This is a genomic window from Paenibacillus sp. FSL M7-0896 (genome assembly GCF_037975415.1).
Classification (GTDB): Bacteria; Bacillota; Bacilli; order Paenibacillales; family Paenibacillaceae; genus Paenibacillus_AQ; species Paenibacillus_AQ silagei.
On sequence record NZ_CP150250.1, the window covers coordinates 5165211 to 5187603 of the forward strand.

Here is a 22393-nt window from a genome sequence, read left to right on the forward strand (position 1 = left end):
CTGAGTGGACTTTATTCGACTTTGCCGAACAACAATCCCATGAAGAAAAACAGGAACTAGACATCAACTCTATGGAGTCAGATAAAATCTTGCCTAAACTGTCTGAAGAAGATGCAGCTACTGTTCCAACACCTCCTACAGAAGCTAAGGTAGAAGCTATTGAGGAAGATACCTTTAACTCAGAGCCCTCTTCTATCGCCGATCCTATCCACGCTGTCAACTATCGCTTTAATCCGGATGCCTCTCCCTATGTGTCCGGACCCAAAAGCAAGTATAAGCGAAATGTAGAAGCAATCCGCTTGCTTAAACATCTTGAAGCCGACCAGCGTCAGGCTACAGCGGAAGAACAACAGATCCTGGCCGGTTATGTGGGCTGGGGTGGATTAGCGAGTGCTTTCCACCCTACGGCATCTGGGTGGGAGGGTGAATATACCGAGTTGAAACAATTACTTGATAATGAAGAGTACGACGCAGCACGTAATTCTACAATTACTGCCTTTTACACCGAACAATCGATTATTCAACCGATTTATACAACCTTACAGCGGTTTGGGCTAACAGATGGAATTGGACGCAAGCTGTTAGAGCCGTCCATGGGTACAGGCAATTTCTTCTCTATACTGCCGCCGGAATGGAATCAAGCCGAGCTTCACGGGGTGGAATTGGATCAACTGACCGGCAGAATTTCTCGACAGTTGTACCCTCAAGCCACAGTTCACCTTCAGGGCTTCGAAACAGTAGATTGGAGAAATACTCGTTTTGATGCGGTATTTTCCAATATTCCGTTCAACAATATTCGCATCTTTGACCAGCACTATCAAAGCAATCATTTAATACACGATTACTTTTTCATTAAAGCTCTAGACCTGTTGAAACCCGGTGGTATTCTCGCCTTCATCGTCAGCAAGGGAACGATGGACAAACAGGATTCTTCGGTTCGAGAAATCCTGGCCCAAAAAGCGGACCTTATCGGTGCTGCTCGCCTGCCTAATACGACCTTTCAAGCTTTGGCTGGAGCTACCGTGACCACGGATATTGTCTTTTTGCAAAAACGGGAGCAGCCGCTTTTACTGAATAAAGAAGACATGCCAGAGTGGGTGTTCATCGGGACAACGTCAGATGGAGTCCCTATAAATCGCTATTACCTCAGTAACCCTGACCAATTGTTGGGTCGGATGATTTGGGATCGTGGGATGTACGGGGTCGAGCAAACGGCTTGCGTGCCGGATGAAAACCAACAATTATACGACGTACTGGAGCACGCGCTGGAAAGATTGCATGCTGTCATCCCTTCTCTTCCACCTTCAGTGAGTGAGTCAAAACCATCGGTGCTTATAGACACGGATGAACCGAAGCGCTTAGAAGCACCAGCGGGCACCAAAAAATTTACCTATATCATCGAACAAGGACAGATCTATTATTGCGAAATGGGTGAGTTGTTACCCCAAAACATTAAAGGAAAAAAAGCAGAACGCATTAAAGGATTATGCGAAATCCGAACTGCGCTGCTGGAAGTAATTTCACTTCAGTCCCGTGAATATGGTTATGAAGAAACTGAACTGACAGCAGCTCAGCACACATTAAACAGTGCATATGACCGCTTTGTCCATTCCTGCGGTTATATTAATGATCGAGCCAATACAGCCGCTTTTGCCGACGACGATCAACTGCCGCTACTCCGTTCCATCGAAGACCTGAATCCAGAGAAAACATGGAGTAAAGCAGCTATCTTTTTTCGCCCTACCATCCGTTCCAACAATCTCCCCGATCACGCAGAGTCTGCGATTGAAGCATTGCAAATCTGTCTGAATCAGCGGCTGAGCATTGACTTGCCCTACATGGCTCATTTGTGCCGTACAACGACAGCCGAAATCCGTGAGGAATTGGGCGAGCGTATCTTTTTAAACCCACAGAACTATACAGGTGATGAAGAAGAAGGTTGGGAGCTGGATGAGGATTACCTATCCGGTAACGTTAAGGACAAGTTAGCCTACGCCATCCTTAAAGCGAAAGAGCTCCCAGATCTGTTTCAGCGCAACGTATCTGCACTAACCGCTGTTCAGCCCGCCCCTCTGCTTCCCGGCGAAATTGATTTTCGCATTGGCAGTCCATGGATTCCGGTACGGTATTACCGGGAATTCATGTATGAAACCTTCGGCACCGCTAAGGTGCTGCAGACCATGCAAACTGTCGATGTAGATTATCTAGAATTCACCAACCTATGGCGTGTATCAGGCAAATCACTGGAGCGTGATTCCATTAAAGCGAACCAAACCTATGGAACACATCGCGCCAGCGCTTATGAGATTTACGAATCCAGCCTGAACCTGCAAAGTATCACCATCCGCGATCCTTTTAGCTTTGTGGACTCTAGTGGCAACGAACAAATCAAGTATGTCGTGAATGCTAAGGAAACGATGATTGCCCGTGCTAAGCAGCAGCAGATGAAGGAAGCCTTTGCTTCCTGGTTATTCAGGAATAAGGACCGCACTGACAATCTGCTAGCGATTTATAACGATAAGTTCAACAATATTCGTCCTCGCCATTACAACGGTGATCATCTCGTATTCGCAGGGATGAATGAGGAAATGCATCTCCGAAAGCATCAAAAAGATGTGGTGGCCCGAATTCTTTACTCCGGTACGGCACTTATGGCCCATGAAGTCGGCGCAGGCAAAACCGCCGCAATGATTACTGCCGGCATGATGTTGAAGCGCATCGGAGCAATTCAAAAACCAATGTACTGTGTACCTAATCACCTCACGGAGCAGTGGGCGAATGAGTTTTTGCGGTTCTTCCCTGCAGCGAACATTCTCGTGACTACGAAAAGGGATTTTGCCTTGGCCAATCGTCAACGCTTTGTCTCACGCATTGCCATGGGAAACTACGATGCAGTTATTATCGGACATAGCCAGTTTGAGAAGATCCCCATTTCCAGTGAACGTCAGGCGCAGCTCCTACAAGATGAAATTCGCAATGTGTCTCAAACCATTGACCAGGTGAAAAAGGAAAAGGGAGACAACTGGAGCATCAAGCAGATGGTGGTGTTTGAAAATAATCTGAAATCCCGTTTAGAGCGTCTGGCGAATGAAGGCAAAAAGGATGATCTGCTCACCTTTGAGCAAATAGGTGTAGATATGCTATTTGTAGATGAGGCTCATGCCTATAAAAACTGTTTTACATTCACGAAAATGAGAAATGTAGCTGGAATCGGCAAAACCAGTAGCCAGCGGGCCACCGATATGCTACTCAAATGCCAGTATCTACAGGAAATGAACAGTGGACGTGGCGTGGTCTTTGCAACAGGTACACCGATCAGCAACAGTATGTCGGAAATGTACGTGATGCAGCGTTTTCTTCAGCCTCATTTGCTGCAAAAGCTGGGTCTCAACTTTTTTGATAACTGGGCGGCGACCTTTGGTGAAGTGGTATCCTCCCTGGAAATCACACCAGAAGGCAGCGGCTACCGGATGAAGTCCCGCTTTGCCAAGTTTCATAACCTGCCGGAACTAATGAATCTATTTCGCTTGGTGGCGGATATTCAAACCGCTGATATGCTGCAATTACCCACACCCAAACTTGAAGGTGACAAAGCTACCGTTATTATCAGTGAGTGTTCTCCGTTTCAGCAGCAGCTAATGGACGAGTTTGTGGTGCGTGCCGAGCAGATCCGAAACAATGATGTGGACGCTTCCGAGGATAACATGCTTAAGCTTACACATGAAGCCAAGCTAATGTCCATTGATCCCAGGTTAGTTCATGAAGACGCTCCCGTTGATTCCGACTCCAAATTAAATCGCTGCATCCATAACCTCTACGAAATTTGGCAGAAAACAGAGACTGAAAAATTGACCCAGGTCGTGTTCTGCGATAGCGGAACACCCAAGCCTGGTATCTTTAACGTGTACGATGAGGTGAAGAGTCAATTGACACTTCGCGGCGTACCTGAGGATGAAATCGCCTTTATCCATGATGCCAAGACGGATGCTCAGCGGGAGGAATTGTTCGAACGGGTGCGCCGCGGCGAAGTCCGGGTTCTGCTCGGTTCCACCTCTAAGCTTGGGACCGGAACCAACATTCAGGATCGTCTCATTGCTGCACATCATACCGATTGTCCTTGGCGACCCTCCGACATTATCCAGCGAGACGGCCGCATCCTGCGTCAGGGCAATCGTAATCCTGTTGTTCAGATTTTCCGTTATGTCACAAAAGGAACTTTTGACTCGTACTTGTGGCAAATTCAGGAGCAGAAGCTGCGCTATATCTCTCAGGTAATGACCGGCAAAAGCATCTCCCGTTCCTGTGAAGATACGGATGAAACAGTTCTATCTGCTGCCGAAGTCAAGGCAGTGGCTACCGGTAATCCCATGCTTGCCGAAAAAATGCAGGTGGATAATGATGTCGCCCGCCTCAAGCTCTTGAAGGCTAATTGGCAAAATGAACAGGTGATGTTAGATCAGCGTATCCATAAGCAGTATCCTTTAATGCTTGGGGTGTGTAAGGAGAAAATGGAAAAACTCCAGACGGATATTCAAGTAGCTGAGCAAAATCGCCCACTGGACTTCTTGATTCAACTAGATGGAATGAACTATGAAGAAAGAACGCAAGCCGGAGAAGTACTTCTTCTGTTAGCCAAACTAACCGAGAGGGATCAACCATCTAAAGTAATTGGTCAGTATCGTGGTTTTCCACTCTCCTTGTTCCGTTCAATTTATGATAACGTCCATATACGGGTCCAAGGAGCAGAAACACACTCCGCAGAGCTTGGGGGTTCAGCACTGGGAAATATCTCTCGTCTCGAAAACCTGATCGAGAAGTTGCCTTCATTGCTTCAAGCTACAATACAGAATCAGGAGGAGACGTTGAATCAGCTCGCTGCAGCACAAAAAGAATTAGGAAAGCCATTTGAGGGAGAGCAGAAACTGCAACAACTGGTCACACGGCAATCTGAGATCAATTCGGCGCTGGAGTTTAAGGAATTGAAAGGACAGGAGATCGTTATGGAGGAACAAACTGGGGCTATGGATCGGGATCGGGGGCCGGAGAAGGAATTGGAACCTGAAATCTAGTTGAAAACCAACTAACATATAGTCCTGGCTTCCAATAAATTCTTTTGTAATGGCTCTCTCCGTGGGTACTGATACATGTCTTTAGAACCAAATAATGATAGTACCATGTAGAAAATTCTGGTATATTATTTAAGAAGGAAGCTCCTCAACCTCCATGTTTAAAAATTGAAGTTCTTCTTCTGTAAATGAATACTGATCAATAAGTTCTCGTTTTGAGGATCGGGCAAGTTCTAACGCCATTTCACCGTTCTCTGCCTTAAATGTTCCAAAGTAATGCCATGTATCTTCATGTTCAATAAATACTTTGAATTGTTTCATACGTATTAGGTCACCGTCCTTTCATATTCTTTATTGTACTTCAATAAACTGAAATTATTCGCGGCGCAAGTTGCTATCTAAGGGGAGAGCATGAGTAATGCTAAAGGTTGAAAAGCTTCAGGTACATTCCGCCATAATCCATCGTCTTGATAACCAAAAGGAGAATAGCACTGGACTCGATTTGTCTGACCTTTCTTTGCAGATGGATGATGAATTAAAAGCACTGTTAGAAACTCATACTAAAAGTGGATTTGAAGACGGGAGAATACGATACGCAAATTTCTTGGACAAAGATATTAACCAGGTATTATCTGAATGCTACAGAGTACTTGATGATCCTGAATATTTGTTTGTCGATGGTTCGAAAATATTGGCTAGGCTGCTATTTTCAGCAATGACTAATAAGTCCATATCCGCTGCGGATATTGCAATTTGTCTGGCTAATTGCAACGATGTTGAGTATCTCTGTTTACTGAAGTTGGACTACAAGGATAACTATATCTCAGAATCAACAGATACTCCACAAGGAAGATATATTGGTATAAAAAAGCTAGGAAGTGGTTGGCCACAATTGGGGACAAAGCTCCAAAAAGCGGCCTTTATTAAGCGGACAAATGACGAGTATGAATTGATTATTTTAGATAGACAGAAAAACAAGACAGACAAAAGCGATATATCTTTATTCTTCCAAAAAAGCTTTCTTAATGTTGAACTTATTGATGATTCTAAACTGAACACAAATGGTTTTATCAAAGGTGTAAAAGAATTTGTTAAAACATCTTCGATAACTCCCGAAAAAAAGCGCTCTATTGTTGATAATGCAATCAATCTGGTAGTAAACACTGAAAATATAAACCTTAGACAATTTGCAGAATCACAATTTAGTGAAGACCTCCCAGAAGAAGAGCGGAAACTATTTATGGACTCCCTTATTACGGAGTTCGAACGAAATGGTGTCAGGCGTTTAGAGTTTGTAAAATCGCAAGATGTAGCTCAAGTATACGCAAAGAAAAGAAGAATAACACTTGATGGAATAAAGCTTGAAATTGATCCTGCAATCTATGCAGATCCCGACAAGTTTATATTCACCCCCCGCTTCAACGCATCTGGTGAAGAAGTAGCGGATATTACGATTAAAGGACTGAAAATAAATAAAATGGACTGATCAATATGGAATGGTTAGAATTCTTAAAAAGAAAAGATTTTTTTCATCGAGATGAAACCCTTAATAATGTTGTTTATTCAAACCAGGTTCAAAAGGTGCTTATTGAAAGACTAGCATCAGAATTTGCAGTTGTGTGGACGACGGACTTTTCTTTGTATATTGACGATGAACATATACTTTCTTTACCCTCAGAAAGCCATTTATTAGCGAATACGATTGATCTTTGTGATGATGAAGTCGAAATAAAAATAGAATTAAAGAAATCTAAAATCATCTCTTCAACTATTCTTGATGAACATAATGTTATCGTCTATTCGCAAGCAAATATACTGTTAAATAATTTGCAAAACCTTAGCCTCTCTGCCCTTGAACGGTTTGTTTTCAGTAATCCTAATCAATTGACCTTTATTATTATTTACGACGATCCAAATTATTCGACAGCCTTTTCAAACAATTTCATCACAATTGGTGATATAAATGCTTTAAGCAATTCTTTTAATGAACCTGAGAAACAATATAAAATAATTAAAGACAGGATTAAAGAACGGAATGAGAATGTCCGCTGGTACAGGGAAACAAGTTTTCTTCCGCCTGATGTATTTTACTTTTATGAGAATAATTCAAATATATTAAGTAGATTTTTGAACAAAAAAGCTGCTTCGATATGTGTTGCATTTACAGCATTGAATACAGATTATTTAGACGAAGATAAATTGTACGAATCAACGTATTCTGGACTTAAACAAACTAAATTTAAACTGATCGTTCCTGATTCAAGCGAAAAAGAACAAATCGATAAAATTTTCTCCCTCTACAACTGGGCATACAGTGAGAAAACAGCTGACAAAATAGGTTTGATCCAGAATATAATAAATTTGCATATCAAGGAAGAAATCAATCTAAATTTAGAGCCACTCCTAAAAAATGCATCTGAGATATTTGAAATGGTTAAAGAGAATTACCGGGTTTACATTCAAAAAAGCGTAAAGTCTTATTTAGACGAAAGAAAGCAAGTAGAGGATTTTATTAGAACAACTTCTAATGAAATTAGCAAACAAATATCGGGTTTGACTGATATTGTAACAAAGAATTTGTTCGGCTTACTTGCTACTGCTATTACTGCAGCTATTGGATTTAATAAACCAGAGAATCAAGCATATATTCCTTGGGTGCTTTATATTTACAGTTTTTTCTCAATTGCACTTACTATATATTACAGTACACTCGCTAACGCCAATAAAAAAGCCATTATTGAAATTTATAATAAACGAGTTACAGATTACAAAAAAATCTTCTTTGAAGACCGTATAGATAAAATCACAGGAAACAGTATTATTATGCAAACAAAAATATTCAGGAGATACCTTCATTGGACTGTTTGGCCGAGCATAGGAATTAGCTTGGCTGCGATTACTTTTGGATTAATGTTACATGGTGTAATTAGTAAGATTTTTTCTATCATCCATCAAATGATAATTTTTATAATAAATGGCATTACATAAGAGAAGCATTTTTCATTAATGAATGCTTCTCTTATTATTTACATTTCACTTTTTCACACATCTGATTTTACTGATGCGGAGGTAGGAGGTAGATGGAAATTATTAAGACTAAGCTCCATACATTTTTCCGTAACCAAGGAGACCAAACGAATTCGCAGACACTTTTACTAAAGGAAACTTTTAAAATAGTCGCCTAACTTTTCAAGAACAACCAATAAACCCCTCTACTCATTTACCAACAACGACGATTCTATCGACTTGTTCAGAACAACCTTTTTATCTTTTCCTTCAGGTTTTTCACAACTTTACTTTCTCTTCTATTTCTTTTCATTACCATCTCTTTAAACATCAACATGAAACCAAACACCACGATTGCTAAAAGTAATGATAATAATGCAAAGCCAATGCTCCACCATTCAGGAACCCATTCAATAGGGATAATCAAATGAGAAATAGTAAAATAGAGAACCAATGCACTAATCCAGAGTATAAACACTGATAAATGATAAAAGATCCTAAAAATATTTGCCAAAACAACAAAAAATGGATTATTAAATGTATCGCTAACAAACTGCTTATAATCTTCATAGATAATATCATGAGCATTCCAATACTCATCCTCAATACTTAGATAGAGCCCTTTTACTTTTTCCAACAACTCACGCTCGTTTGTTCTGTTAATTTCGTTTTTGTAGGTGAAAAAGGCTTCTCTTAGTTTATAAAAGTATTCCAGTATGAATGTAGAACCTATAAAACGAATCTTTGAATTAGTTCCAGAATACTCCTCCATAAAAGAATCAGTTAACTCTAGTTTCCGATTTTTATCTTCTGTTTTATTAATGACTGATAGCAGCTCAAACATCGGAAAATAGACTTCATTATAACTATTGCTCAGTTCCTTCAGGAAAACTTCTCTTTTTTTGGCGCGATGGTTAAATTGGTAGCCTATATAAGCTGTTATCACAGCAATGATAATAATAGATAAGTCAATTCCAAAGATTTTCATATTGCTCTTTCCTCCTCCCACAATTTTTCAATGTAATTAAATATCATTAATATCTGTAATTTCTCTAACATCAACATTTGCATCTTTCAATAATTGGTATAACGATGAAATGTTTACACTGGATTGAGTCCTCACTTGAATATCCCCATAACGTAATGTTTCTCTTGAGTTACTAAATGTAAAGAAGCATTGTGTCTTCGCTCTCGATAATGCAACAAAAAATGTACACATATCAGCAAGTCTCTGTGTTCTAAAAGTCCAAAAAGCATCATCTTCTAATCCTAAGAATATGACTGTGTCATATTCCAAACCTTTACTCTTATGAATTGTCATAATAGGTACACTGAAAAGTCCTAGAATATCAGCTATGGAATTGCTCCAATCTAAATATTTTTCATATGCATCGGCTAATTTCTTGATAGTATCTTTAATTAATTTATTAAAAAATGATCCTTTCGAGTATTTGGGATATAATCGAAATAGCTTTTCAATTCCTATAAAAGATAAAACCCCCTCAACAATCTCACCAATTCTTAGCTCACAAAGTTCCACATCGGTAGATAATTCATTTAAATCGCTTTTCATTTGTGAAATGTGTTCATTAAGTTCTAATTCTATACCTAGTATTTTTTTATGGTCTAGTTCTAAATCATACCCATGCACATAAGTTAACAATTCTGATACCCTTAACCATGACTCACGAGTTTTTTCCATTGTTGCCAGTTTAAAAAAATCAATGATTAGTTGCACACATTCTTCCGCAAGCAAATCTTGGTATTCTTTTTCAATTCTAGCGTGAACGCCTTGTCGTCCAAGTTCTTCAATTACTGCTCTTGCATATACATGTTCTTGTTGCTTTACAAGTATACAAATGTCTCGAGGAGTTATATCCCCATGCTGGATTCTTTTCACGATACTTGAAGCTACAAAAATAGCTTCATCAATATGAGTCTGAAAATTCCAAACTTCACATTTCCCTTCTTGCTCACTGTGTGAGCTTGAAACTCTAGCGTCAGTCGAATTTTCATTTATTATTTTTGCCAAAACATTCTGAATTTCGATAAGTCTGGGTGCAGACCTGTGGTTTTGGGTCAGTTCAATTTGACCTGCATTAAAGTCACATTTGAACTGTTCAAAAGAATCCGAAAGTGCCCCAGCCCAGCCCATGATTCGCTGTTTATCGTCTCCTACACTTGTCAGTATTGAAGAAGTTCCTAAAAAGGTCGTCTTAACTAACTCGTATTGGAGATAGGTTGTGTCTTGGAATTCATCTAGAAAAACATGACTATAAGTCATCTGAAGCGCCTTTTTAATTAAAAGATTATGTTGCAGTAAATAATCGGCAAGTTTTGAAATCATAGGGAATGTCAATGTGCTTGAAAGTCCTTCTCTTCCATGAGCTAGAATATCCCAAATCCTCACTAAAATCCAAGTATAGATGTCTTCCCCATCTTCATAAACAGGCAATCTATCCTCAGACAAGCGTCTAAATAAAATATTAAAATTAATTTCGTGTCGCCAATTAGGACGATTGGGATGTCGCTCTTTTATGTAGCCAGTGACTATATCTTGTATTTCTCTTTGGGAAAATGCTATGTTGTAATCTTTCCCTGGTCGATAGGCTTCTGGGATTCCTAATCTAAAGCGGTCGAGTAGTTGTTTAGCAAATGAATCAAATGTTCTTGATTCGAATCTCGACGCCAGTTCCTTACCACACCTTAACTCCACCCTTTTTTTCAAGTTTTCTGCTGCGTCTGTTTTAAAACTAATTGCCAATATTTTTTGAGGTGATGGACATAAATTTGTTTGAAGTAGATAACATGCGCGTTGAGCAAGTAGCTCCGTTTTCCCCGCACCCGGACCAGCCAAAATAAGATTATTCATCTCAGCTTTAACTGCTATTTCTGCAGCCGGTTCTAATGTAAATCCATCTGCTGGACTCCAGTTTTCCGGACTAATATACAACATGAGTTTATCCATTCCTTTCAAGTAATTCCTTGACTCTCTCAACAAGCTTGGTAAAAACTTCAGGCATAAATATCTGCAAATCATCATTATCTATTTTCAATAGGGCTTCAATATGAGTGCTTGGCTTACTTCTCCCAAGAAATAACGTGTTATACCAAACCATAAGTTCATGCTGTTTTTCTGTATAAGTGTAGCCCGTTGCTTTTTCATTTTTTAATGCTGCAATAATGCCACCTTTTATTTTCTTGCTGTAACCCTCGGGATTATCGGTCCGATTGGGGATACTCGGGCCTCTAGGAACTGTTTTTTTATATGGCTCCGGGAATGTTTCCAGCATAAGAAAGTCCAAATCAAGCGGTGCTGAATAGAACACATTGTACTTATCTTCCATTAATCTTGATATCCATAAATCATTCATTGATTTCAACCAATCAGGTTCCATAGAATATCCGTCAAAGCCTTCAAGTTCAGCATCAGTAAGAATCTGTTCTCTCCATTCATTATTACCTTCTGGATAAAATACCTTTAATAAATCTTCACGATCTCGCCCATTTAACAATAGCTGATTGATGGCATATTTAATTCTACTCCAACCACCGCCCCCCCTCTCGCGATCCAAGTCCAATAATGTTATATGGGGAATATCTAACTCATTGAGCAGTTTCCACATGTGATTAACATGTCTTCCTCCAAGTGGTACTATCGATATTCCATAATCATCAGGATATATTTCGTTAATCTCCAATATTCTCGGTATAACAATTTCTTCCGAATCACCTTCGCCTAAAATAACTAATCTCGAAAAATATAATTCAGGATAGGCTCTCACGGCTTCTTTAATATAAGTGTATGCTTCTGATGTTTTACTAGGTAGGACAATCTTCTTAACAATAGTCGTGAAGCTAGTTTTATCAATTCTCAGGTGGGCTAAATCTTCTGGATCAACTCGCTTGATTATTGAAGCACTATGTGATGTTAATACAACTTGTGCATTTTCTTTTTTTGAAATATCCTTTAAATTCTCCATAACTCTACCGAGTAAGTGTGGAGAGATATGATTCTCTGGTTCTTCAACAGCAAGAAGGGTCAGAGAGGCATTCGACTTTCCAGTGATTTTCACCTCGGCTTCCAACAATGATGAAACCAAAGATAAATAGAACAGAGACCTAAGTCCATCCCCTAATTTATCGACGCTATATTCACCTAAATCGTGAGTTGGAGAAAATGACACCTCAATCTTTTTTAATATTGAAGCTAAAGTTGAGCTATTGAAGTGTAACTTTGCATCTTGATATCGAACATCCTTGTGGTATTTCTTCCATTCATCTCCGATAACACTTCTGATTTGAGCAACCCCATCTATCTCATCGAATAATTCATTAACAGGTTCCATTTTTGTCTTTATGGTATTGTCAATATCTTCTGGCCAAGAAATGTTGTTTAAGATTCTCCAAAGAATTGTACCCGAAGCATTTTTGAGTTGCATTGATGGTTCCCTTACTGCTGGTACGTAGATAACCTGTATTGCTGAACGTTGATGTGGAGTAACAGGTATAAGATCCTCATCAGATTCATCTATTCCTTCGGCTACAGTAACGAAGTGCAGCTTTTGTTCAATTTCTCCTTCTGGTGTATTGCCTACGGTCCATTTAGCAGTTAATCTCACCCGTAAATAAGGTGCCTCTCCCGTTGAACGTACAACGAGTTGATTAAAAAATGGTGGTAAACTATTTTTACTTTGACTATCTAGTGAGCTATCTAATAATTCAGGAAAGTCTATTCTAGCTTCAATTGATAGCCAATGTTCCTTTATCGATTCGATTGTAGTATGAACTGGAATATGAAAATCTGATTTTTCTATTGTGCGATCATGTGAAGATACTCCAAAAAGCTTTACTAAGCCATTTATTAATGCAGTTTTACCTGAAGAGTTTTCTCCTACAAAGCCAGATATTTTATTAAAGGTTATTGTTGTTCCTTCATAGCCAAAACTCCTGAAATTTTTTAAACTCAACTTAGATATTTGCAATATATTTATCCCCCTCAGTATTGTTCTATATTAGCCTTTTAATAATTAGAGAATTTACAAATTCGTGACTTTCATCCCAAATTCGCAAGACTTAAATACTATTTTCGACAATTTCCTAGTTATTCCTTTTTCTATAATTTATTTAATGAAGTTTGTAACGTTTCTTTATGGATTTTATCTATATAGGAGGATAGGCATGAAACAATATACTCTTTCCAAATTAGAAATTGATAAAGCGAACAATACTAACCTAATCGAATTTGCCAGGTCCAATGGCTACATCCTCGAAAATGGTGGCCGCCGCGCTCTTCATGCAAAGCACAGCGGCGGTCTTTACTTTTTCAAAGACAGCAATAAGTACTATCACTTTTCCACTGATACCCACGGCTGCCCAATTGACTTTGTAATGCAATTCTGGAATATGAATTTCAAAGAAGCTATAGCTTTTCTACTGGAGAGCGAAATCCCACGCTTCACTCCTCTGCTCCATTCTCCTCAAACAGCCGGCCAACTCACCCTTCCAGACAAGGCATCCAACTATAGGCGAGTCGCTTGGTATCTCGTACACGTTCGAGGAATTGACTCCGAAATCATGTCCCAACTCATGCACGATAAAAAGCTTTACCAGCAATCCAAAACCGGAAACTGTGTTTTCATCGGATACGATCCTGATGGAATTCCTAAGTACTGTTCGATGAGAGGTTGCAACCCTAATCGCCCTTTTAAGCAGGATCGAATACATTCAGATAAAAGCTACCCCTTTCTCATTCCTGGTAGTAACAACAGTTCGCGGGTTTACGTATGTGAAAGCCCCATCGACGCCATGAGCCATGCCACACTCACCAAGCTGAACGGGCTGGACTGGCGAGCAGATCATCGAATTTCCCTCGGGTGTTTATCAGATAATGCCTTAGAGCGCTTCCTATCCCAACACACTATTCATGAAATCATCTTCTGCTTAGACAATGATTATAACGCCACTTATCGAGATGGCAGCCCGGCTCCCAATTGGGGACAAGAGGCTGCCTTTAAATTTGCCCATACGTATGATGAGTTAGGATATCAGACCAGTATCCAGACACCACATAATAAGGATTTCAATATAGATCTGGTTTCTATGCGTCATGCCCCACTCAAAGCGAAATCACCTATTCATGAGGAGGATTGTGATTATGAACTTTAGACTTTTTTCTCATTGGATAAGAGAACTGCCGTCCCACTACCAGAGGGCACCGCCCGATGGTGGTGGTGTAAAGGCAGGAATAGCAAAATGTCATTTTGCGAGAAAACAGCGTGGAAGCAGAGCTTCCACCGACATTTTTAGTGATTTTCACCCGGCAAACTAATGTCGCTTAAGAGTACCCCAAAGGGAAGGAGATGCCATGGCACAAGCTGAGAAAACCATACAGATCACTGTCAAGCTCCCAAAGAAACAATATGAAGCATTGAAAAAGTATGCAGCTACCAAGCATCTCAGTATGGCAGATATCGTACGTGCCTTTATTCAAAAGGGGATGTCTGTAGATGCCTATACCGAAGAGATTGATTTCATCACTACTATTATCCGCCAGGAGATCACCATTGCCATCAATGGTTTGAGCAATCGGTTAGCTGGACTGGCTAGCAAAGACCTCATCATGTCCGCCGCTTCTTATTACTCCACCATTGCTATCATTGCGGATTTAATCGATGTGAATCGTTACACTACTTTCCGAGAGATTGAGAAGAAGGCTCGGCAGCTTGCGGTGGAATACATGAAGATGAAGCTCACAGATGTGGAGAAGCTTTTCCTCTCCGGAGATGGTTTTGAGCAGGATGCGGAGCGACTGCGCGGAGGCGATACCGATGTCGGCTCTGATCTATAAGCAACGTTTCTTCCATCCCAATAAGCCCAAAACTACAGTCAGCAATTACTGTCATATTGGTTATATCGCCACCCGCCCCGGTGCAGTTCGGCATGATGCGAAATACCATGGTCTATTCGGAAAACTAAAGCCCGGCGAGATGCAGATATTTGACTCCTGGCAAGAAGTGGCGCGAACTGTCCGAGATATTTCGCAGCAAGGCAAAAACATGTTTCGTGGCATTATTTCTTTCCGCAGAGAAACTGCAATGGAACTAGGACTATCAAACTTCACGGCATGGCAGCAGTATATCGAACAGCACATTGCCACACTTGCAGCCCAAAATCAGATTAAAACAGAGAACCTCAGCTGGGCTGCCGCCTTTCATAACGAAATAGATCACCCCCATCTTCATGTAGTGTTCTGGGACAAGAAACAAGAAATCATGAAGAACTACACTTCCCCCGAAGTCCCCAACCGCATTCGCAAACAGCTGATTAAAGACACGTTCGCTTATAAAATCAAACAATTTATTGCCATTCGGGATCAGGCCAAATCTGGAGTATCCGAAATTACCGATCAATTGGTATCTGAATTTGAGAACTATCTGAAGCAGTTGAACCCAAAAGCATTTCGAGCATTCCAGCAGAGGTTCGAAATTGACGATGAAGACTCTCTTCTCCACTTTCCTAAACATCATTTGGTGGAGCCCTCTTCTGTCAAGAAGTTGGCTGAACAGCTTTTTCAATTGCGTCAACAAATGCCAAAATCAGGAAGACTTGCGTACAAGCTGTTACCTCCTGAATCGAAAACACTGCTGGATAAGTTTGTACAGAACATCTTGCAAGAGAATCGTTATCTGGCTCAGATGGTAGATGATTACGTTGAGGCCAAAATGAACCTGGCTATGCTTTATGATTCTAATCCAGATCATTTGAACAGGCAGCGTGCTAAGTATCAGGCTGAAGCAGAGAAACGTATCGCCAACCGCATCCTCTCCACGGTTCGCACCATCATCCAGCTAGAGAAGGATGCCAGCTTTAATATCAAACAAGCTAATTGGCAGTATGCCATGACAGAGCAATTAGTGCTTGAGCTGCTTAACCTGATGGAAGGCTTGGCGATGAATGCCCAAATGGATTACGACGACAAAAGCAAGCTAATGGGAGTTGACTTATCGAAGCAGGCTAAGAAAGAATGGCTCCTACGGAATAAGGATAAAGGATTCGATAGGTAGTGTGAGTCTCCAACCACATCGAAGGGAATGATCAAATGTTTTTTACCAATGGAAAGCTGCAATCGTTTGAGAAACTGATGCGTCAAACTCCACGGAAACATCGACCATCTTCAGAAGACAAACCGAATCAACAACCTCAAGTAATTCCTTCACAAGAGAGTCCATCTCAGCTCAAGGAGCAATCCGCCAGTGGAGATCAATAATCGAATGAAAGAGGTGCTGGAAGCAGAACTCTCCCGTTTGGGTTTGAATATCCAGCGTGAATCGTCCTCCATTCTCTCCGTTCTTCAAAAGAATGACCCTATCGCATTTATTCATGATAATGGTGAAATTCATTATCCAGCTAATTCCGAAGCTGCACTCGCTCATCAGATTCCAAACATTGTCGGAAAGGTATGGGAAATAGAGAGCACCTATCATAATGCTGCCCAACTTGAAATCTCCAGTTTAAACAGTTACCGCAGCATGCTGGAATATAACCATCATGTGTTAGCCGGCCGCTACGATGGGGACGGTGAGTTTCGCTTTGTTACGTGGGAGATGAATAACGAGCGGACTGGATTTGCTATGGGGCATTATTTTTATCGCAATGAATATGAGAAGGCAAAAGACGATTTTCTAATGCGAAGTGGATTCCTCGACAAGGATAGATTGTTTGATAGCGATCAGCTCACTTCTCTTTACGCCGCTCTTCTCTATCGCAGCATCAATGATTCCACATTAGGGTATAACGAAAAACAATCCGTTGACCATCTTCTACAGAAAATCGAGTCATTGGCTCCCCCTTCTCCCAGTCTCCTCTATCCTCAAATACGAGCCGAAGTGGATCACGAACAGTAGCCTTCTTGAAAGGTGTGCCTCAAATGAAAAGTAAAAGCGAATTTTATAAAAGCTTCTTTGCTGCCCTATCCCAGCAAGGGATTGAGGTTCGGCGTTCCACATCTGCGGACTATTTAGCAGATTTGTATCTGAAGGATCAGATCATCGCCTTCTATACTCGGATGGACAGCATTGACCGCAATCCTTTTGTTACTGTCCCAGATCGGCTTATGAGTAGCATTTCGGACCTAGCACGGAAAACAGCTTTGCAGCTGGGCGTTTGTACCGAAAAGCCATACACCGATAAGGATGAGAAGATCACAAACGGTGTCTACAAGCTTAGTGAATACGGGGATGTCATTCTAGCTTGCAAACATCATCCTCTATTCGAATATGTATTTTCGACCTACCGTCTCGCTCCAGAGAATGGAATACCGGTACAACGCCAATATTTTTATGACAGAAATGAGGCGATGGAGAACTTTGCCGTCCGCAGCGGTCTGGTAGATGGTAAGAAACTATTCAGCGAAAATGAGCTTATCCTCATTCATGATGAGATGGTCAAATTCCTCATCAGTCCCAACGACAAGACTATGGAGCAATTCGAACAGGTCCAGATCCTGATCGACCGATTGGAGGAACTACTGCCCGAGCTTAAAGATCGTGAAATCCACCTGAACTACGAACATGAATTTAGTCATGACTTTGACGGTAACTCGGAGACGCTCGAAATTACCGAAGATGCTCGGTAACAACTCATCTTTGTTATAGAAGGAAGTGAGTCCATGCCTCAGCCCGAAAGCTCGATATGGGGTAATATTTTAACCTGCGCGGAAATTGGCCTGCATGTGTACGGCATGATGGCCGAACACAATAGCGGCATTGTTGTGGATGCTGATTATGCCAAAGAAGTACTCAGTGAAGAAGCGTTGCAAGCTGGAGAGTCACAAGGTGATCATATTTATTTCGACGACGCTAAAAGTATCATTCCTGCTTATGAACTACTCAAAAAAGATGCAATTACAGATCCGGAATTTAAAGAATGGTGCGGCTCGCCAGAAAAACTGGCCCAGGATGGAGAGTTTTTTGCTCCGGAGTATTTTGGTGGAATGCCCCCACCAGCAACTACACCTTGGGGAGACATTACGGAGAGCCAAGAGTTCTACAATGGGATCTCCATGGTGAATCATGACGGAGAGTGGGCACTCGCGGTACATCAAACGATCGCAAAGCACTGTCTGTCGGAGATGGCACAGGAAGTAGCAGCTGGTCAAGAAAACTATCTCTTTTATCCACTAGATGCTTGCTCCATTCCGGTTTATGAATTGTCCGCTTCTCACCCCGCTGTACTGGAACAAATTATTAACGAGGATAGTTTGGTGCACACCTTATGTGAGGATCATCCCGTCTATGTAACGATGCATAATCTTCATGTTGAAGAATGGGGCCGTATTTATGATCAGCCGGCACCAAGATCACTTTTTCTACAAATACAGCTGGATCAGGAAGCGCGTTTCCCTGTTACGGAACAATACGAAGAATTCCCACAATTCCATCAAGATTCTATCTCCCTGAGAGAACGACCTGATAATTTTTTTGAACCCACAGAAGAGCCAGAGTGGTGAAAACGAAACAAAAGCTGCTGCTTTGCACGCTTTTAATAACCATCGGTTCCATCTTTAATCTCTTCTTCTCTACGGCCCTGCATGGTGACTTATCCGGTTCAACTTCAACCCTCACCGTCCCCTCCCTAAATGCAAGCCTGGGTAGTCTTATTTCTAGCAGAGTTCACTTTCTGCTTTTTCTTTGTCTTCAAGGATTTACTCTACTCCTGTCCGCTCTCTTTTTCGTCTCCAATAACCGGCCATATCAGAGCAAACTTAAGCAAATCGCCCCCGGGATTGAAACACCTGTAGTGGTGGGACAAAATCAGCATGGTTCTGCACGTTGGCTGTTAGAAGAGGAATGGGCTCATGCCTTCGACTGCGAATTGCTCGATCTGCATCATCCCTATATTCGCTATTTGATTCAATCCGGTTACGACGACCTGCATTTCCGACAAACCGATCTGAAGGAGGACTTTCACCGTGAGAATGCTTCATCCGAAGTCTATTCCGAAAGTGAACACCGCGATTAACCATCCTCGCCCAACTGCAGCACCACCTCTGATCCAATCGGGTGGTATTGTCCTAGGATTACAACAAGCACGAAACCAGGAGCGTCTTTTCTTTATAGGGGACGATGTTCATTCTCTCTGTATCGGCGCGACGCGCAGCGGGAAATCTCGAACAGTGGTCCTTCAATCCATCGGACTCTTGGCATTAGCCGGAGAGTCATTGGTAATCTCTGATCCGAAAGCAGAGCTATTTCATTATAGTAGCGTCCTGCTGGAGAAGCTGGGTTACGAAGTATTTGCTCTCGATTTCCGCCATCCTGAAAAGAGCCACCATTACAATCTGCTTCAGCCTATCATTGACGCGACGCTGGCTGGAGACCAAGAGCAAGCAGAAATGCTCGCTTGGGACATGACGAACGTGCTGGTAGGCAAAGCTCAGGGTGAAAAAATCTGGACCAACGGAGAAATGTCGGTCATCGCCGCCTCGATCCTCAGTGTCGTGTGGGATAACGTCAAGCGCCCGGAGTTTCAAAATATGACCAATGTCTACTGGTTTCTAGCGGAGATGAACAAACAAATCGGCAACAAAACACCGATGCAGGAGTACATTAAGCGGTTGTCTCAGAACCATCCTGCTCGGGCTCTGCTCAGCATCTCCGACATTGCTCCCTCCCGCACCAAAGGTAGTTTCTATACCTCAGCGTTGACCACATTGCGCCTCTTCACCTCCAAATCCATTTATGCCATCACACACAAAAGCGACTTTTCTTTAGCCGACATCGGCAATAAGAAACAGGCGCTTTTTATTATCCTCCCCGATGAGAAGACAACCTTTTATCCTGTGGCTTCGCTTATGGTATCCCAGTTGTACGAACTGTTAACTACCGAAGCAGACAAACGTGGAGGACGCTTAAAACAACGGGTCAATTTTATCCTTGATGAGTTTGGTAACTTTACGCCCATTGCCGATTTCACAAATAAGTTGACGGTCGGCGGAGGGCGTGGAATGCGCTTTAACCTATTTCTACAAAGTTTTGAACAATTGAAAGAAAAATACGACGACCATGTAGCCAGTACGATCAAATCCAATTGTCAGACCTGGATATACCTGCAGGCTGACGATCTTGAGACGTTGCGGGAAGTCAGCGAGAAGCTCGGGACATATACAACGTCCAGTTACCAACTTTCTGCATCGCATGGCAAATATTCGACGCCCAGCACTTCACACAGCTTAAACCTGCTTGAGCGCAAGTTGTTAACGGTAGACGAGGTGCACCGTGTCTCACGCCCTTATCAGATTGTACTTTCTCGTTCTCATCCCGCAATGATGTATTCTCCCGATTTATCCTCCTGGGCATTTAACGCGATGATGGGCCTTGGAGACAAGGAGCACAATCGCAAAGTGAGAGAAGAACGAGAAATGCGGCGAATCGTACGAACGAATACGAATGAGGAGGTGAAACTTTGGAACATTTGGATCTACTATCAGAAAGATATCACCCGGCAGATGGCCGAACAACGGCAACAAGCAGCCGCTCAAAGCGGATTATTCCCTCCGGGTTCAGACGACGATTAAGGTCCGGCCGCTTCTCTTCGGTTATAAGAACTGCAGCAGCCGTACTATTTACGCTTTACTACAATTGGGTTGAATCCGCATCCGTTTATGCTTCCGGCGACATTAAAGGTAGCAAGCTGGTGACCGGGACCGAGAAATTAATTGGTGATGTTACAACTTGGTTGATGATTCTGGCTCCGGTTGTTTCCGGTTTGCTCATTGTTTATTTTAGTATCCGACGCTCAGCTGCGGATGAGATGGACACCAAAAAGTGGAACAACCGTATCATTGTTGCCGTTGTATCCTGCATTGGTGCGGTACTCGGCGCAGCCACCCTTAATATCATTATTGGTTACTACAAGTAAAAGAGCTTGCTGACCACAGCTGGCTCTTTTCTATGCTCACATTGAATTCTGGAGGTTATGAATAATGAAAAAATGGATGAAGGCTGTACCAAAAATATTTGCTCACATGGGGAGGAATGCAAAGAGAGTACTTAGCAACCGAAGCGGGGAAGGTTTCGTGGATACGGCTGTAAAGATCCTGATGGCCGTTGTGATCGGCGCACTTGTGCTAGGCGGTTTGTATCTGCTGTTTGAAGGAACCATCCTGCCCACACTTACTCAGCGGATCAAGGAGATGTTCAACTACAAAGGTTAAGTAGCCTTCAGAGGAAGCGGCGGTCACGCCGCTTCTCTTAGAAAGGAGGAACAGATGGAAAAGATCTTACTGTTGCTCGTCGTTGCTCTGCTTAACGGGGCGCTGATCTACATGGACACCTTATTAAAAGATATCCTCCCCATCTCGTTGTATGCAGAGAAATACATGACCCTTACAACCGGCACGAATCTACTGGAAAGCTTATATGATATTTTGTTTGGCTTTGGAGTTGCAGTGATGATTCTCAAATTTCTGAAAAAGGGCTTTGAGATTTATGTACTTTGGACCGATGGGGATCCGGATGAAGAACCTCTGTTTCTACTGACCAATTTTTTCAGGGCAATGGCTGTTGCCATTTGTTTTCCCACCATCTATACCTGGATCGGTCAAATGGTCGAAGAGCTAACCAATCAGTTACTGGTCGTCATCGGGCAATCGACCGACTACAACTGGCAGGTTTGGGTTAACAGTATCAGCTCACTCGGACTTGTGACCGCACTATTCGGATTGGTCTTCGTGGTTTGTTTCTTCATCCTGTATTTCCAGTTTCTCATGCGCGGACTCGAAATGTTCATCCTTCGTGTTGGCATTCCTCTGGCCTGCGCAGGATTACTGGATAATGACCGAGGTGTGTTCCGGGCGTATACCCAGAAATTTGTGCAATCCATGCTGACGGTAGTCATTCAAATTGCCTTAGCCAAATTAGGTGTAGGGCTGATGCTACAATCCCATGTCTTCTGGGGACTAGCCTGTATGATGCTCGCGATCAAGACACCACGCTTCCTCTCCGATTTTTTAATTACATCAGGTGGCGGTGGCGGGGTTGTAAACAATATCTATCACTCCGTCAAACTCGTAGGGATGGCCCGCAAAATGACGAAAGCCGGGTGACTGGATGGATACACTGGAGGAGTTGGCACAAGCTCTTATCGCCTTAATCCGACTTGGCTGCGCCTGTCGCTTGGTGTATTGCATGGTACGTCTGGCTGGAGCTGACGAGGAAGCGGCGAAATACAAGAAGCGCAGCCGAAACGTGGTACTGTTTTACATTCTTGCCGAAAGCATCTGGCAGGTGAAGGATATCATTCTGCTCTATTACCAGTAG

20 protein-coding genes are annotated in these 22393 nt (G+C 42.1%); 16 read left to right on the forward strand and 4 right to left on the reverse strand.

Annotated features, from left to right (window positions below; all coding sequences use genetic code 11):
• Positions 1-2588 precede the first annotated feature (2588 nt).
• On the forward strand, positions 2589-5069 hold the full coding sequence (locus MKY12_RS22160; protein ID WP_339314944.1) for an SNF2-related protein: 2481 nt from the start codon (positions 2589-2591) through the stop codon (positions 5067-5069).
• Positions 5070-5198: 129 nt separating this feature from the next.
• Here the strand turns inward: MKY12_RS22160 and MKY12_RS22165 are convergent, their stop codons facing one another.
• Positions 5199-5387: a hypothetical protein gene (locus MKY12_RS22165; RefSeq protein ID WP_339310826.1), complete on the reverse strand. Its 189-nt coding sequence runs from the start codon at positions 5385-5387 to the stop codon at positions 5199-5201.
• Positions 5388-5484: 97 nt separating this feature from the next.
• Here MKY12_RS22165 and MKY12_RS22170 point away from each other — a divergent pair, with 97 nt between their 5' ends.
• Positions 5485-6552: a nucleoid-associated protein gene (locus MKY12_RS22170; protein ID WP_339310827.1), complete on the forward strand. Its 1068-nt coding sequence runs from the start codon at positions 5485-5487 to the stop codon at positions 6550-6552.
• 5 nt (positions 6553-6557) lie between these two features.
• Positions 6558-8054, forward strand: coding sequence for a hypothetical protein (locus tag MKY12_RS22175; RefSeq protein WP_339310828.1), 1497 nt, complete (start codon positions 6558-6560; stop codon positions 8052-8054).
• 262 nt (positions 8055-8316) lie between these two features.
• Here MKY12_RS22175 and MKY12_RS22180 read toward each other — a convergent pair whose 3' ends face one another.
• From MKY12_RS22180 to MKY12_RS22190, 3 genes are read right to left on the reverse strand one after another with little or no spacing between them, the layout of a single operon-like run.
• Entirely contained in the window at positions 8317-9060 is a 744-nt protein-coding gene (locus MKY12_RS22180; RefSeq protein WP_339310830.1) for a hypothetical protein, read from the reverse strand.
• A 36-nt stretch (positions 9061-9096) separates the two neighbouring features.
• On the reverse strand, positions 9097-11040 hold the full coding sequence (locus MKY12_RS22185) for an ATP-dependent helicase (protein ID WP_339314945.1): 1944 nt from the start codon (positions 11038-11040) through the stop codon (positions 9097-9099).
• Positions 11033-13057 carry an AAA family ATPase gene (locus MKY12_RS22190; RefSeq protein WP_339310831.1) on the reverse strand — a complete coding sequence of 675 codons (2025 nt, stop codon included), beginning with the start codon at positions 13055-13057 and terminating at the stop codon, positions 11033-11035. Before MKY12_RS22190 ends, MKY12_RS22185 begins: the two co-directional genes overlap by 8 nt.
• Positions 13058-13253: 196 nt before the next feature.
• On the opposite strand from MKY12_RS22190, the gene MKY12_RS22195 reads away from it, so the two are divergent.
• The 13 genes from MKY12_RS22195 (at position 13254) to MKY12_RS22255 (ending at position 22393) form a co-directional block, all read left to right on the forward strand.
• Positions 13254-14240, forward strand: coding sequence for a DUF3991 domain-containing protein (locus MKY12_RS22195; RefSeq protein WP_339310833.1), 987 nt, complete (start codon positions 13254-13256; stop codon positions 14238-14240).
• The gene (locus tag MKY12_RS22200; protein WP_339310835.1) at positions 14230-14403 is read left to right on the forward strand and encodes a hypothetical protein; all 174 of its coding nucleotides are present in this window, start codon (positions 14230-14232) and stop codon (positions 14401-14403) included. The genes MKY12_RS22195 and MKY12_RS22200 overlap by 11 nt, the downstream gene beginning before the upstream one ends.
• A gap of 36 nt (positions 14404-14439) precedes the next feature.
• Complete coding sequence (locus tag MKY12_RS22205; RefSeq protein ID WP_339310837.1) at positions 14440-14922, forward strand: hypothetical protein; 483 nt, start codon at positions 14440-14442, stop codon at positions 14920-14922.
• On the forward strand, positions 14903-16138 hold the full coding sequence (gene mobP3 / locus MKY12_RS22210; RefSeq protein WP_339310838.1) for a MobP3 family relaxase: 1236 nt from the start codon (positions 14903-14905) through the stop codon (positions 16136-16138). The genes MKY12_RS22205 and mobP3 overlap by 20 nt, the downstream gene beginning before the upstream one ends.
• Before the next feature lie 189 nt (positions 16139-16327).
• Complete coding sequence (locus MKY12_RS22215) at positions 16328-16978, forward strand: hypothetical protein (protein ID WP_339310840.1); 651 nt, start codon at positions 16328-16330, stop codon at positions 16976-16978.
• 23 nt (positions 16979-17001) lie between these two features.
• Positions 17002-17709, forward strand: a complete 708-nt coding sequence (locus MKY12_RS22220) for a hypothetical protein (protein WP_339310841.1) — start codon at positions 17002-17004, stop codon at positions 17707-17709.
• 33 nt (positions 17710-17742) lie between these two features.
• Complete coding sequence (locus tag MKY12_RS22225) at positions 17743-18582, forward strand: hypothetical protein (RefSeq protein ID WP_339310842.1); 840 nt, start codon at positions 17743-17745, stop codon at positions 18580-18582.
• Positions 18579-19094 (forward strand): hypothetical protein, encoded by a 516-nt coding sequence (locus tag MKY12_RS22230; RefSeq protein WP_339310843.1) that lies wholly within the window; start codon positions 18579-18581, stop codon positions 19092-19094. The genes MKY12_RS22225 and MKY12_RS22230 overlap by 4 nt, the downstream gene beginning before the upstream one ends.
• Entirely contained in the window at positions 19051-20649 is a 1599-nt protein-coding gene (locus tag MKY12_RS22235) for a type IV secretory system conjugative DNA transfer family protein (protein ID WP_339314947.1), read from the forward strand. The genes MKY12_RS22230 and MKY12_RS22235 overlap by 44 nt, the downstream gene beginning before the upstream one ends.
• A 119-nt stretch (positions 20650-20768) precedes the next feature.
• The gene (locus MKY12_RS22240; RefSeq protein WP_197074276.1) at positions 20769-20993 is read left to right on the forward strand and encodes a hypothetical protein; all 225 of its coding nucleotides are present in this window, start codon (positions 20769-20771) and stop codon (positions 20991-20993) included.
• A 64-nt stretch (positions 20994-21057) separates the two neighbouring features.
• The gene (locus MKY12_RS22245; RefSeq protein ID WP_339310845.1) at positions 21058-21288 is read left to right on the forward strand and encodes a DUF6133 family protein; all 231 of its coding nucleotides are present in this window, start codon (positions 21058-21060) and stop codon (positions 21286-21288) included.
• Positions 21289-21342: 54 nt separating this feature from the next.
• On the forward strand, positions 21343-22179 hold the full coding sequence (locus MKY12_RS22250; RefSeq protein ID WP_211720557.1) for a conjugal transfer protein TrbL family protein: 837 nt from the start codon (positions 21343-21345) through the stop codon (positions 22177-22179).
• Positions 22180-22183: 4 nt separating this feature from the next.
• Positions 22184-22393 carry a mercury transporter gene (locus MKY12_RS22255; protein ID WP_339310846.1) on the forward strand — a complete coding sequence of 70 codons (210 nt, stop codon included), beginning with the start codon at positions 22184-22186 and terminating at the stop codon, positions 22391-22393.